This window comes from Burkholderia sp. AU45251, from assembly GCF_030482905.1.
Classification (GTDB): Bacteria; Pseudomonadota; Gammaproteobacteria; order Burkholderiales; family Burkholderiaceae; genus Burkholderia; species Burkholderia aenigmatica.
In genome coordinates this window covers 791,135-805,492 of record NZ_JAUJQH010000001.1, presented here as the reverse complement: position 1 = coordinate 805,492, position 14,358 = coordinate 791,135, and the positions used below count along the sequence as shown (strand labels likewise).

Genomic DNA, 14,358 nt, shown 5'->3' with positions numbered 1-14,358 from the left:
ACCCACTCAAGCGCTCAGGGCTTGCGCGCGGCCGCCTTTGCGAACGCGCCGCGCACCTCGAAGCTGATCGCATCGGCGACATTGCCGCGCGCGTCGACGAGTTCGAGCCGGTGCCGGCCCGGCCACGGCAGCCACGCGATGCGATCGGCATGGCCGATCACTTTGTCGTCGAGCCGCCACGCAAACTTCGTGGCGCGCCCGGCCGAACGCTCGAACCAGATCCGCTGGTTCTTCGGCGGAATGTCCGGATCGATCGCGAAGATCGTGCCGTCGGTCGGCGTGCCGATCGTCAGCGGCGCGCGCGCGCCGTCCTTGCCCGGTGTGACGGGGGCGGCGAGCCGGATCGTGTCGACCGCCGTTCCCGCGATGAACCACTCGTTGCGTGACGGTTCGATATCGCGTTCGAACGTGATGCGGCGCGTCTCGACCCCGGCCGGCGCGCGTGGCGCGCGGCTCGGCTGGTCGCGGTGCAGGTAGCCGACGACCGCCGACCACACCGGCGACGCGCCCGTGACACCCGACACGTCCCACATCGGCGAACCGTCCGCATTGCCGACCCACACGCCGACCGTATAGCGCGACGTGAAACCGACCGTCCAGTTGTCGCGCATGTCCTTGCTCGTACCGGTCTTGACCGCCGAGAAGAAGCGCGTCGCGAGCGGATTGTCGAAGCCGAACGTGCGCACACGCGCGTTGTTGTCGGACAGGATGTCGGTGACGACGAAGCTGGCCGCCTCGCTGAACACGCGTGTACCGTCGGCGGCGCGGGCGGGCGACGCGGCCGACGCGGCGGATGCGCCGGCTGCCGGAGCCGGCGCTGGCACGTCGATGACCTTGCGCGCAATGCCGCCGTTCGCGAGCGCGCGGTACGCGTTGGTCAGCGACAGCAGCGTGACGTCCGCACTGCCGAGCGCGAGGCTGAAGCCGTAGTAGTCGCCTTCCTGCGCGAGCGGCAGGCCGAGCGCGGTCAACGTGCGCGCGAAGCGGTGCGGCGTGACGAGCACGAGCGTGCGCACGGCAGGCACGTTCAGCGAGCCGCCGAGCGCGCTGCGCACGCTCACCCAGCCCTTGAAGTCCTTGTCGTAGTTCTGCGGAATGTACAGGCCGCCGCCGGCGGCGAGGTTGATCGGCGCATCGTCGAGCAGCGACGCGGCCGTCAGCCGTTTCTCGTCGATCGCCTGCGCATACAGGAACGGCTTGAGGGTCGAGCCGGCCTGGCGTGGCGCGAGCACGGCGTCCACGTCGCGGGCGCTCGACAGCGCGCCCGACGATCCGACCCACGCGCGAATCTCGCCGGTCGCGTTGTCGATCACGACGACCGCGCCGTCCTGCACGTTGCGCCGGTGCGCGGGCGCGTTGAGTTCGGTCAGCGCGCGCACCAGCGTGTCGCGCGCGAAGCGCTGCAGCGGCGCATCGAGCGTCGTGCGCACCTGCGCGCCGGCCGTTGGCCGGACCTCGGCCGCGATGCGTCGCGCGAAGTGCGGGGCGAGGGCGGCGCCGTCGTCGCGCGCGGCGCTGGCGGGACGCGCGGTGACGAGTTGCACGTAGCCGTCGAGCGATGCGCAGGCCTGCTCGGCATGCATGTCGCGCAGGATCCGGCACGCGCGCTCGGCGACTTTCGCGGGCGTTGCGTTCGGCGCGCGCACGAGCGCGGCCGCGATCGCGGCTTCGCGTGCGTCGAGGCCCGATGGCGCCTTGCCGAACAGCACCTGCGACAACGCGGCGAGGCCGATCGTCTCGCCGCGGAACGGCACGAGGTTCAGGTATGCCTCGAGCACCTGGTCCTTGCGCCAGCCGCGTTCGAGCAGCAGCGCGTTGACCGCCTGCGACGCCTTCTGCGGCAGCGAGCGCTGGCCCGACCGGCGCGGCGAATCGCTGAGCAGCCCGGCGAGCTGCATCGTGACGGTCGACGCGCCGCGCGTGCGCTCGTTCCACAGGTTGCCCCACGCGGCGCCGGCGATGCCGCGCCAGTCGACGCCGCTGTGTTCATAGAAGCGCTTGTCTTCGGACACGACGATCGCTTCGCGAAATGCGGGCGACACGTCGGCGAGCGACACCCAGTCGCCGCGCCGTTCGGTGAGGTCGACTCGCGTGCGCTGCAGCGGCGTGCCGTCGCGCGCGAGCAGCACCCAGTCCGAGCTGCGCCAGTTGCGGTGCACTTCGTCGTAGCTCGGTAGCGCATGCGCGACGAGCGGCGCGGCCAGCACGATGGCGACCAATACGCGGCCGGCGAAACGCGCCGGCCGCGGTAATACCAGATCGATCATCACGTTCTCGTTACTTGCCCGCGTCGGCCGCCTTCACGGTCATCGGCGGGTTCGGCCACAGGCCGTACACGGACGGCGCGTACAGCGCCTCGACACGCGTCGGCGGCAGCCCGAACGTGCCGACGTTGTTCAGCCGCACCGTGTACTCGACCGAGAATTTGCCCTTCGGCAGATAGTCGTAGTACGCGCGGTAGCCGTCGAAGTCGCGCTCGATGAACGCCGGCCACGCGCCATCCGGCGTCTTCTCGCCCTGCGTCGCGGCTTCGGAGTCGCGGCCGAGGCCCGATCCGAGGATCGTCGACCCGGCCGGAACCGGATCGTTGACGACGACCCACGTCATGTCGCTCTGCGCATCGATGTCGAGATGCACGCGCACGACGTCGCCGCGCGTCAGCACGCCCTTGACGGCGGGCGACACGGGCGTGACGGTCTTCGTGATCCGGTAGCCGGCCGCGAACGGCGAACGCAGCGGCACCGCCGCGAGGCTTTCGATCGTGGCCCACGGGCGGCCCGTGCCGTCCTGCGTGACGGACAGCGTGGCCGGCGCCTGCGACGCGCGCGGCCACGGCAGCATCACGCTGCGGGACGCGGCGGCGCGGGTGGCCGGGGTGGCCGACGCCGGCGTATCGACCGGCGCGGGTGCCGATGCCTGCGACCACGAGATCGTGCGCTCGTCGCCGCCGAGCGCGACCTTCGTCGCGCCGGCCACCGGCGTGCTCTCGTAGGTGCGCGAGAAGCGCTCGACCGCGAGCAGGCCGAGCGCGTTCGACGTGGTCGTCTGCCATGCGCCCTGGCGCTGCAACGCGAGCAGGCCGGCCGTCACGCGCGGCATCTCGTCCTTCCACGCCGGGTCGCCCGCGAATTCCAGCGCGAGACGTGCCGCGTTGGTCTCGTTGCTGGTCATCAGCCACCACAGGTCGTCGTCGCGCGCAGTCGAGAACACGAGCTGCGTGCCCTGGTACGTGAGGCGTGCCCGCAGGATCTGTTCGACCTGCGCGCGTTTCTCGTCGCGTTGCGGGATGTCCTTCACGCGCGTCAGGATCGCGTGATAGTCGATCACCGCCGAGGTCGGCCACTGGTTCGGCGCGATCTCGATCGAGCCGAGCATGCGGCCCTGCGCGGCGCCATAGCGCGACAGTGCCTCGATCGCGGCGAGCTTGCGCAGGTCGCGATCCTGGCGCGGCGCCCACGAGTTGCGCTCGAGGCGGCCGTCGACGAAGCGCGCGAGCCCGGCCTCGAGCTGCGTGCGCAGGTCTTCCGGCAGCGCGAAGCGCGGGTCGAGACGGCTCGCCTCGTCGGACACCACGAGCAGGTACGACGACAGCGTCGCGCTGCCGGCGTGCGAATCGTCGGACGACGGCGGGAAGTAGCTCGCGAGCCCGTCGCTGTCGAGATAGACCGGCATGCGGGCGATCAGCGCCTGCCATTGCGCGGAGTCGCGCAGGCCGATCGCGCGCGAGGTCTGCTGTTCGAGGCAGCGGTACGGATAACGTTCGAACCAGCGTTTCACGCCAGGCAGCCCGTCGGCAAGCTTCGACTGCAGCGACACCGCGATGCCGCCGCGCGGCAGGCCTTGCGCGTTGTTCGTGGCGCCGGCCGGGGAGGCCACCGGCACCGTCAACGTGCCGTCGACTTGCGCGAGCGTCGCCTGCTGGACCGTGACCGGCAGCGCGGGCACGACCTTCTGCGCGACCGCCAGCGCGTCGGACGCGCGCTTGCCGCCTTGCTCGGCTGCTTCGATGCGCCAGTTCAGCGCGCCAGCCGTGTCGATCGCCTGTTCGGGCACGGTGATCGTCCACGCGACTTCGGTTGCCGTATTGGCCGCGAGCGATACGGTCTGCGGCGCGACCTCGACACCCGTCACGCGGGGCGTCACGACGACCTGCATCGCGCGGTCGGTCGTGTTGCGCAGCGTGACCTGCGCGCGGAACGCGTCGCCTTCGCGCACGAGCGGCGGCAGGCCGGAGATCAGCTGCAGATCCTGCGTGCTGCGGATCGACGTGCTGCCGGTGCCGAAGCGGTCGGGGCCGACTGCGGCGATCGCGACGATCCGGAAGCGCGTGAGCGCGTCGTTCAGCGGTACTTCGACGGTTGCGCTGCCATTGGCATCCAGCGTCACGCGTGGATTCCACAGCAGCAGCGTGTCGAACAGTTCGCGCGTCGGTGCGCTGCCGCCACCGCCGCCGGCCGGCACGGCCTTGCGGCCGAAGTGGCGGCGGCCCACGATTTCCATCTGCGCGGTGGCCGTCTCGACGCCGTACGCGCGTCGCCGCAGCATCGCGTCGAGCAGGTCCCAGCTGTTGTTCGGCATCAGTTCGAGCAGCGCCTCGTCGACGGCGGCGACCGCGATCTGCGTGCCGGCCGGTGCGGGCTGGCCGTTCGGCAGTGTGACCTTCACGTGTGCCTGCGCCTTGCTGCGCACCGTGTAGCGCGTCGCGTCGGTCGTCACGGTCACGCCGAGGCGATGCACGCCCGTGCCGACCTTGATCTCGCCGAGGCCGTAGCGGAACGCGGGTTTCGACAAGTCGACGAACGCGGTCGGCGCTTCATAGTGACGGCCTTCGCGCCAGAATGCGCGTGCCCATTCGACCGGTGCTTTCCAGCCCCACGTGAAGAACGAGTACCACGGCACTTCGCGAATCCGGCCGCGCAGTGCGAGCACCGACACGTAAACGTTCGGCCCCCACGATTCGCCGACCTTCAGGTCGACCGTCGGGTTCTTGCCGTTCAGCTCGACGATGTGCGTTTCCATCACGCCGCCGCGTTCGACTGCCACCAGCGCGGTTGCGTAGCGGAACGGCATGCGCACCTGGAAGCGGGCGGTTTCGCCCGGCTCGTACGAGGTCTTCTCCGGGATCACGTCGATCCGGTCGGTGTTGTCGCCGCCGAACCAGAGTTCGTCCTCGCGCGTGACCCACACCGACGTCGATGCGTTCGACGTGCGGCCGTCGCCGTCCTTGGCCACCGCGATCAGCTGCACGTTGCCGGCCTGTTCGAGTGTCGCGTCGCAGGCCATGCGGCCCTTGTCGTCGGTCTTGCCCGAGCACAGCACGCCGAGGTCGCGCGTGTCGCTCTTGTTGTCGTAGGCGTAGAAGCCGCCGACCATCCGCTTGCGCGACGACGTCGTGATGTGCGCGACACCCTTGATCTCGATCGGCACCGACGTGCGCGGCTTGCCTTGCAGGTCGACCGCCAGTGCCTGCACGGGCACGTGCTGGCCGACCGATACCCAACGGCCCGCCTTGACACCGGCCACCACCGCGGCCGGCCACAGGATCGTGTCGCCGCGAATCGTCTGCACTTCGCCGTTCGGGTCGGCGAACGTCGCTTCGAGCGCGATGCGCTTCGGTGCGTCGACGTCCGGCAGGCCCTTCAGCGTGACCGAGCCGGCACCGTTGCGGTCGAGCGTCAACGGCAGCTTGTCGGCGATCAGCTTCGTCGCGTCGGGATCATTGTTCGACGCCGATGCGTTGTCGCCGTCCTGCGAATCATCGTCGGCATTGCCGTCGCTTGCTTCGGGGCGATATGGCGTGAAGCTGAAATCCTCGAAGCGATCGGCGAACGGCGGCGAGGCCCACTTCATCAGCGCCGACACCTGCACGGGCAGGTTCGATGCGCCGCCGCCCGACACGTAGTCGATCTGCACCGCGAGCGGCGCTTCCTTCACGGCGACGAGCGGGCTCTTCTGCGCGTCCCGTGCGCCGATCGATCCCTTCAGCACCGGCAGGCGGAACGCCTCGACGCGGAAGCTGCCGCTGTAATAGGTGGCGGTCGGCGCATCTTCCGGGCCGCCTTCGAGCTCGACGCTGTATTCGCCGAGCTTCGCGGCGGCCGGCAGCGTGAACTGCGTGTCCGCGCTGTGGTCGGCCGCCCACGTGAGCGGCAGCTTGTAGGTCTGGCCCGTGCCGAGATGGCGGATCGTCACGCGCGTCGGGTATTGCGCCGGGAACGCGAGGCTCTGGAGCGTCTCGGTGCGGATGAAATGCTTCATCGACACGGTTTCGCCCGCGCGCAGCAGCGTGCGGTCGAATACCGTATGCGCGCGCACGGTCCGCGCGCTGTCGGTGTCGGTCGGCACGTTGAAGCGCCACGATTCGATCCCGCGGTTCCAGCCCGAGCTGACGAACGCCATGTCGGGGCCCGTCTTCGGATCGTTCACGCGGGCCGACACGAAGTAGTCGTCGAAGCGTTGCTCCGAATCGGACGAACTGCAGGCGCGCTTCGATTCGAACGCGCCGTCGATCTTCAGCAGGCCCTGCGCATCGGTCGTGCCAGACGCGATCTCGTCGCCGTTGCAGTCCGACACGCGGATCTGCGCGTTCGGCACCGGCTTGCCCTTGTCGAGCGTCGTGACCCACACGAGGTTGTTTTCGCGGCCCTGTTTCAGGTGCACGCCGAGGTTGGTGACGAGCACCGTGGTGCGCACGTACATGCTCGACGGCTTCGCGAGCAGCGAGCGGCCGAGCGCGGGCGACGCGAGTTCGAGCACGTAGAAGCCGGGCTTGTCGATCGGCACGCCGACGACTTCGAACGGGCGCAGTGCCTTCGGGTCCGCCTTCGGCAGCGTCAGCGCCTGCACGCCGGGCTGGCCCTTGAGCAGTGTCAGCGAGCGCACGTCGATGCGGCGATCCTTCGGCGCGGGCGCCTTCTCGCCGGCTTCGCGCGGCACGTAGACGGGGTGCTGGCCCTTGCGTTCTAGCAGGCCGGGAATCTGGCTGTCGATCGAGCCGGCCGTCATCGACCAGTTGTCGAAGCGGTCGACCGTGCGCATCCACTGGCGAATCGCGGTGTCGTCGTCGACCTTCAGGTTCGAGAACTGCGCGCCCTGGGTGTTGAGGCCGTCGATATGCAGGTCGGCCTCGACGTTGCGCAGCGTGACGGGCACGAGCGCGGGCGTATCGGGTTCGGCGAAGCGCTCGACGATCCCGAAGGTGCCCGACGAGAACTTCGCGAGCGGCGGCATCGGCGCGGTGCGCGTCGCGAGCGGGAACAGGTCGGCGTTGGACAGCGGCCGGTCGGTCACGTCGCGCAGGCCCGACGGCAATTCGACCGTCAGGCCGGCCTGCTCGGGCAGCGGCGGGTTGAACGTGACGGTGGTGACTTCCTCGCTCTTGTCGTCGGCCGCGAAGGTCGGCGACAGCGAACCGTCAGGACCGCGCAGCTTGATCGCCTCGGCGTTCTTGCGCGAGATCGGCGCGTTGAACGACAGCGTGAGCGGGCGCAGCGGCGTGCAGGGTGCCTTTGCGTTCTCGCGTTCGCACGAGAAGCTCGCGGCGAACGGTGCGCGCACGGTGAAATCGAAGCGCCGTTCCGTTTCGTTCGGAATGCCGCTCGGGCTCGTGACGCCCTTGCCGTAGACGAGCTGCATTTTTGCGCTCGCCGGTAGCGCCTGCGCGCACGACAGCGTCAGCACGCGCGCGGAATCCTTCTTCAGCCCGAAGTGATCGAGCAGTGCGTTGCGCGCATCGTCGTCGGCGGCCGTGACGGGAATGCGGTTGCCGATGCCGGCCGCTTCGCACCAGATGTTCGCGAGCGCCGAGCGCGGTTCGGCCGGGCCGTTCAGCTTCAGCACGAACATCTGCCGTTCCTCGATCTCGCGCGAGCCGGGGCGGACGTTTACCGGGAACGGGCCGCCCGTCTGGAACGTGAAGCGGCGCGGGCCGCTGGCCGCATTGCCGGCGACCGAGCGCAGCGTGTCGTTGAGCGCGACCGCGCAGCGCACGCCGGGCGGCAGGTCGTTTTCGAAATCGTAAACCCAGGTCTTGTCGTCGAGCCAGTGACCCTGGCCGCGCGCGGCGGTGGAATCGTTGCAGGTGACGCGCGCGGGATTCGGCGCGGAGGCCGAGCCGAACGCGACCATCGGTTCGTCGAACTTGACGACGCTCTGCCGGACTTCGGTGACGGTGCCTTGCGGCGAGACGCTCACCGTGCGGGCCGCGCCCGCATGCAGCGACAGTGCCGTGGCGCCGCCGAGCGCCGCGACGGCGCCAAGGCGCCAGAGCAGCCGGGTGGTGTGGTGGATGCGTTCCGTTTTGTTCTGTTTGTCGTGCTGCTTCATCGCTCGATCGCCCTCGGAGGGAAGCTTTCTGTTTGATTGCACGCGATTCTAACCGACCGACATGCGCATGCATCGTCGCGCGCGGTCAGTGTGTCGCCGGTGTACGACATGGGTGCGTCGGCCGCAACTTTGTCGCGCCGACGATACAAAAAAGCAGCGAAATGTCGATTGTCTCGGATTGCGGAACATTTAATGGACTATAAAAAGATTGTTCGATCCGATTTGTGCGCGTACATTTCAGATCCGCGCCAATGTTTGAGAAATATCAAGCGTGGTTTTCCCGAATCCGGTGTTCGAGAGAAAAGGAAACATGCACAACGACAACACTCCCCACTCGCGTCGCACTGGCGACGCAGCCGTAACAGGCATCACACGGCGTCAATGGCTGCAGGGCGCACTGGCGCTGACGGCGGCGGGCCTCACGGGCTCGCTGGCGATGCGGGCCCTGGCCGACGATCCCGGCACCGCGCCGCTCGATACGTTCATGACGCTCTCCGAAGCATTGACCGGCAAGAAGGGGCTGAGCCGCGTGCTCGGCCAGCGCTTCCTGCAGGCCTTGCAGAAGGGCTCGTTCAAGACGGCCGACAGCCTGCCGCAACTCGCCGGCGCACTCGCGTCCGGTTCGCTGAATCCCGATCAGGAAGCACTCGCGCTCAAGATTCTTGAAGCGTGGTATCTCGGCATCGTGGACAACGTCGTGATTACCTACGAAGAAGCATTAATGTTCAGCGTCGTATCCGATACGCTCGTGATCCCGTCGTATTGCCCCAACAAACCCGGCTTCTGGGCCGACAAACCGATCGAGAGGCAAGCCTGATGGCCGATACCGATACGCAGAAGGCCGACGTCGTCGTCGTCGGGTCGGGTGTCGCAGGCGCGATCGTTGCACACCAGCTCGCGATGGCGGGCAAGTCCGTGATCCTGCTGGAAGCCGGCCCGCGCATGCCGCGCTGGGAAATCGTCGAGCGCTTCCGCAACCAGGTCGACAAGACCGACTTCATGGCGCCGTACCCGTCGAGCGCGTGGGCGCCGCATCCGGAATACGGCCCGCCGAATGACTACCTGATCCTGAAGGGCGAGCACAAGTTCAACTCGCAGTACATTCGTGCGGTGGGTGGTACGACGTGGCACTGGGCCGCGTCGGCGTGGCGCTTCATCCCGAACGACTTCAAGATGAAGACGGTATACGGCGTCGGCCGCGACTGGCCGATCCAGTACGACGACATCGAGCATTACTACCAGCGCGCCGAAGAGGAACTCGGCGTGTGGGGCCCGGGCCCCGAGGAAGACCTGTACTCGCCGCGCAAGGAGCCGTACCCGATGCCGCCGCTGCCGTTGTCGTTCAACGAGCAGACGATCAAGAGCGCGCTCAACGGCTATGACCCGAAGTTCCACGTGGTGACCGAGCCGGTCGCGCGCAACAGCCGCCCGTACGACGGCCGGCCGACTTGTTGCGGGAACAACAACTGCATGCCGATCTGCCCGATCGGCGCGATGTACAACGGCATCGTGCACGTCGAGAAGGCCGAGCAGGCTGGCGCGAAGCTGATCGACAGCGCGGTCGTCTACAAGCTCGAGACCGGGCCGGACAAGCGCATTACCGCCGCGGTCTACAAGGACAAGACGGGCGCCGACCATCGCGTCGAAGGCAAGTACTTCGTGATTGCCGCGAACGGCATCGAGACGCCGAAGATCCTGCTGATGTCCGCGAACCGTGATTTCCCGAACGGCGTCGCGAACAGCTCGGACATGGTCGGCCGCAACCTGATGGATCACCCGGGCACCGGCGTGTCGTTCTACGCGAACGAGAAGCTGTGGCCGGGCCGCGGCCCGCAGGAGATGACGTCGCTGATCGGTTTCCGCGACGGCCCGTTCCGCGCGACCGAAGCCGCGAAGAAGATCCACCTGTCGAACATGTCGCGCATCAACCAGGAAACGCAGAAGATCTTCAAGGGCGGCAAGCTGATGAAGCCGGAAGAGCTCGACGCGCAGATCCGCGACCGTTCCGCGCGCTTCGTGCAGTTCGACTGCTTCCACGAGATCCTGCCGCAACCCGAGAACCGCATCGTGCCGAGCAAGACGGCCACCGACGCGATCGGCATTCCGCGCCCCGAGATCACCTACGCGATCGACGACTACGTGAAGCGCGGCGCCGTGCATACGCGCGAGGTCTACGCGACGGCCGCGAAGGTGCTGGGCGGTACCGAAGTCGTCTTCAACGACGAGTTCGCGCCGAACAACCACATCACGGGCGCGACGATCATGGGCGCGGATGCACGCGACTCGGTCGTCGACAAGGACTGCCGCACGTTCGACCATCCGAACCTGTTCATCTCGAGCAGCTCGACGATGCCGACCGTCGGTACGGTGAACGTGACGCTGACGATCGCGGCGCTCGCGCTGCGGATGTCGGACACGCTGAAGAAGGAAGTCTGACCGTGCGGAAATCTACTCTCACCTTCCTCCTGGCCGGCTGCCTCGCGCTGCCGGGGCTCGTACGCGCGGCCGATGCGGCCGATCCGGCGCTGGTCAAGCGCGGCGAATATCTCGCGGTCGCGGGCGACTGCATGGCCTGCCACACCGCGAAGGGCGGCAAGCCGTTCGCAGGCGGTCTCGGCATGCCGATTCCGATGCTCGGCAAGATCTACACGAGCAACATCACACCCGATCCCGACACGGGCATCGGCAACTGGTCGGCCGAGGACTTCGAGCGTGCGGTGCGCCACGGGGTGTCGAAGAACGGCGACAACCTGTATCCGGCGATGCCGTACGTGTCGTACGCGAAGATCAACGACGACGACGTGAAGGCGCTGTACGCGTACTTCATGCACGGCGTCGAGCCGGTCAAGCAGGCGCCGCCGAAGAACGAGATCCCCGCGCTGCTGAGCATGCGCTGGCCGCTGAAGATCTGGAACTGGCTGTTCCTGAAGGACGGCGCGTACGAGCCGAAACCGGCGCAGAGCGCCGAGTGGAACCGCGGCGCGTATCTCGTCCAGGGTCTGGCTCACTGCAGCACGTGCCACACGCCGCGCGGCATCGCGATGCAGGAGAAATCGCTCGACGAGACGGGCGGCAGCTTCCTGTCGGGCTCGGTGCTCGCAGGCTGGGACGGCTACAACATCACGTCCGACGCCAACGCGGGGATCGGCGGCTGGACGCAGCAGCAGCTCGTCCAGTACCTGCGCACCGGCAGCGTGCCGGGTCTCGCACAGGCGGCCGGCCCGATGGCCGAGGCGATCGAGCACAGCTTCTCGAAGATGACGGAAGCGGACATCGGTGCGATCTCGACGTACATTCGCACGGTGCCGGCAGTCGCCAGCGGCGATGCGAAGCAGTCGCGCGCGTCGTGGGGCAAGCCGGCCGAGGACGGGCTGAAGCTGCGTGGCGTCGCGCTCGCGTCGTCGGGCATCGATCCGGCGCGGCTCTATCTCGGCAACTGTGCGACCTGCCACCAGATGCAGGGCAAGGGCACGCCGGATGGCTATTACCCGCCGCTGTTCCACAACTCGACGGTCGGCGCATCGAATCCGACCAACCTCGTGCAGGTGATCCTGAACGGCGTGCAGCGCAAGGCCGGCAGCGAGGACGTCGGGATGCCGGCGTTCCGTCACGAGCTGTCGGATGCGCAGATCGCCGCGCTGACGAACTACCTGACCGGGCAGTTCGGCAATCCGGCCGCGAAGGTGACCGAGCAGGACGTCGCGAAGCTGCGCTGATGCGGCGCGCGACGAAGCAGGGCGATAACTGACAAGAGGAGGAGCACAGCACATCGGGTTGTTGCCCGATGCCGGTTGTTGCAGAGCGGGGCGGGCGGCGCAGGCGGCCGCCCGTCCTGGTTCATTCGCAATCCGATGCGCCGGGGCTGTTTCGGCTACGCGCATCGTTTTCGTTGATCGACACCATGACACCGAATCAACCGTTTCTCGCGTCCCAGCGCGATGTGCTGCTGCTGCTTGCCCGGATCCTGCTCGTGATCCTGTTCGTGATGTTCGGCTGGAAGAAGGTCGTCGACTTTCACGGCACCATCGCGTTCATGGGTTCGGAGGGCGCGCCCGCGCCGATCATCTCCGCCGCGATCTCCGTCGTGATGGAGCTGTTCGTCGGGATCGCGATCCTGGTCGGCTTCCAGACACGTGCGCTCGCGCTGCTGCTGGCGCTCTACACGATCGGCACCGGCATCATCGGCCATCACTACTGGACGATGACGGGCGGCGAGCAGATCGACAACATGATTCATTTTTACAAGAACATCGCGATCTCCGGCGGCCTGCTCGCGCTTTGCGCGGCGGGCCCCGGGCGTTTTTCGATCGATCGCGGGTAAGCGGAACCGGGGCGCGCGCATGGGGCACGCGCCGGACGGTCGAGACTTCGAGGGGGCATCATTTTGCGACTCAAACATTTCGCATGGCTGATCGCGGCCGCCACACCGGCGGCCGCTTTTGCACAGACGAGCGTGATGCTGTACGGCCGCATCGACGGCGGCATCGAATACCTGAACCACATCGCGAAGCCGAACGGCGGCAGCGGGACCCGCTGGAGCGCCGAAAGCGGCGATTGGGGCACCAGCATGTTCGGGCTGAAGGGCATCGAGGATCTCGGCGGCGGGCTGTCGACGGTCTTCAACCTGGAAACCGCGTTCCAGGTGATGAACGGCCAGACGGGCGGTGGGCGCATGTGGTCGCGGCGCGCGTATGTCGGGCTGAAGAGCGACACGTGGGGCCAACTGCAGGCCGGCCGCAACCTGTTCATCGACAGCGACGGCGTGTGGGAATTCGACCCGTTCGTGCAGCAGGCGTTTTCGTCGGCATCGCTCGTGCGCGGCCGTAACTGGCAGCAGACCAGCAACAACATCGAGTATCACAGCCCGGTGATCGGCGGCTTCGACGTGCAGGCGCAGTACGCGTTCGGCAACCAGTCGCGCGGCTTCAACTACGGCGCGGCCGACGATTTCGGCCGCTCGGACGGGATCATGATCTCGTACCACTCGCCGTTGCTCGACGTGCGCGGCATCTACGACGAACTGCGCGACAACAACGGCAAGTTCAGCAACATCTTCACCGCGTCGCGCGAGTATTTCGTCGGTGCGAACGTGAAGGTGTCGAAGTTCAAGATCCAGGGCGCGTATACGCACTACCAGGCACCGGACAGCCCGGCAGGCGTCGCGGATCGCGCCGATCACTACTGGCTTGGCGCAACTTACGCGGCGAATCCGCAATGGGCGGTGACGGGCGGCGGTTATTACGTGAAGGTGGGCGACGGCGGCGGCGATGCATCGCACGATCCGTCGGGGCACGCGATGATGTACGTGCTCGGCACCACGTACAACCTGTCGAAGCGCACGTTCCTGTACGGCACGGTCGCGTATGTGCGCAACGGCGGCAACTCGAACTTCTCGCTGCTTGCGACACCGCGCGACGCGACGTCGGGCACGAGCCCGATGACGGGCGAGTCGCAGACGGGTGCGTATGTGGGGATGATGCATACGTTCTGAGCGGGGCAGATTGCGTACGGGAAAGGCACGGGCGGTGAGGGCCCGTGCCTTTTGCGTTTACGGCGATTGCGAGGGGGCATTGCGGCGAGCATATCGGTATCGGCCGGCGGACTCGGATGTGTCGTGCCAGCCGCGACCGCTGTTATATAACTGCCGCACGTCGCACGACCATCGGTTCGCTGAGAGCGCATGGTGTGCATGAGCATTGCGTTGCCGATAGTACGCGCTCGATGGATTCACACTCTCTGACGTTTATGACGTGGAAATTTGACGCGAAATGGTTATGCGATTTGTCGCTATCTGACTGATGTGAGCCACTATTCGATCCGTTCGGCCGATCGCACGGGCGTGTCCATGCAGATTGCGCGTCGGCGACCAGCCCCGCACGAAAACCGCGGCCAGCGCTCGTGCGGCACGCCGTGTCGACGGGCGGCGAGCCCGTGCTTCCCAGCGACATCGTTGTGCTCGAAAGCATGATGCAAGTTGCACGGGAGTCGTTTCGGCGCGCCGCGATACTGAATGTGAAACGTCATCAGCGCACG

7 protein-coding genes are annotated in these 14,358 nt (G+C 67.4%); 5 read left to right on the top strand and 2 right to left on the bottom strand.

From position 1 onward, the window contains the following. Window positions 1–14: 14 nt before the first annotated feature. Window positions 15–2,267: a penicillin-binding protein 1C gene (gene pbpC, locus QZM67_RS03515; RefSeq protein WP_301800786.1), complete on the bottom strand. Its 2,253-nt coding sequence runs from the start codon at window positions 2,265–2,267 to the stop codon at window positions 15–17. A gap of 10 nt (window positions 2,268–2,277) precedes the next feature. After that, the gene (locus QZM67_RS03510) at window positions 2,278–8,325 is read right to left on the bottom strand and encodes an alpha-2-macroglobulin (protein ID WP_301800785.1); all 6,048 of its coding nucleotides are present in this window, start codon (window positions 8,323–8,325) and stop codon (window positions 2,278–2,280) included. A gap of 310 nt (window positions 8,326–8,635) precedes the next feature. On the opposite strand from QZM67_RS03510, the gene QZM67_RS03505 reads away from it, so the two are divergent. From QZM67_RS03505 to QZM67_RS03485, 5 genes are all read left to right on the top strand, one after another. Further along, window positions 8,636–9,142, top strand: coding sequence for a sugar dehydrogenase complex small subunit (locus QZM67_RS03505; RefSeq protein ID WP_043184374.1), 507 nt, complete (start codon window positions 8,636–8,638; stop codon window positions 9,140–9,142). After that, window positions 9,142–10,761 (top strand): GMC family oxidoreductase, encoded by a 1,620-nt coding sequence (locus QZM67_RS03500; protein ID WP_043184375.1) that lies wholly within the window; start codon window positions 9,142–9,144, stop codon window positions 10,759–10,761. The genes QZM67_RS03505 and QZM67_RS03500 overlap by 1 nt, the downstream gene beginning before the upstream one ends. A 2-nt stretch (window positions 10,762–10,763) precedes the next feature. Next, window positions 10,764–12,041, top strand: a complete 1,278-nt coding sequence (locus QZM67_RS03495; protein ID WP_301800784.1) for a cytochrome c — start codon at window positions 10,764–10,766, stop codon at window positions 12,039–12,041. A 185-nt stretch (window positions 12,042–12,226) separates the two neighbouring features. Continuing rightward, window positions 12,227–12,646 carry a DoxX family protein gene (locus tag QZM67_RS03490; RefSeq protein ID WP_175024475.1) on the top strand — a complete coding sequence of 140 codons (420 nt, stop codon included), beginning with the start codon at window positions 12,227–12,229 and terminating at the stop codon, window positions 12,644–12,646. A gap of 63 nt (window positions 12,647–12,709) precedes the next feature. Beyond that, window positions 12,710–13,816 (top strand): porin, encoded by a 1,107-nt coding sequence (locus QZM67_RS03485; RefSeq protein WP_301800783.1) that lies wholly within the window; start codon window positions 12,710–12,712, stop codon window positions 13,814–13,816. The last annotated feature ends 542 nt before the right edge of the window (window positions 13,817–14,358 follow it).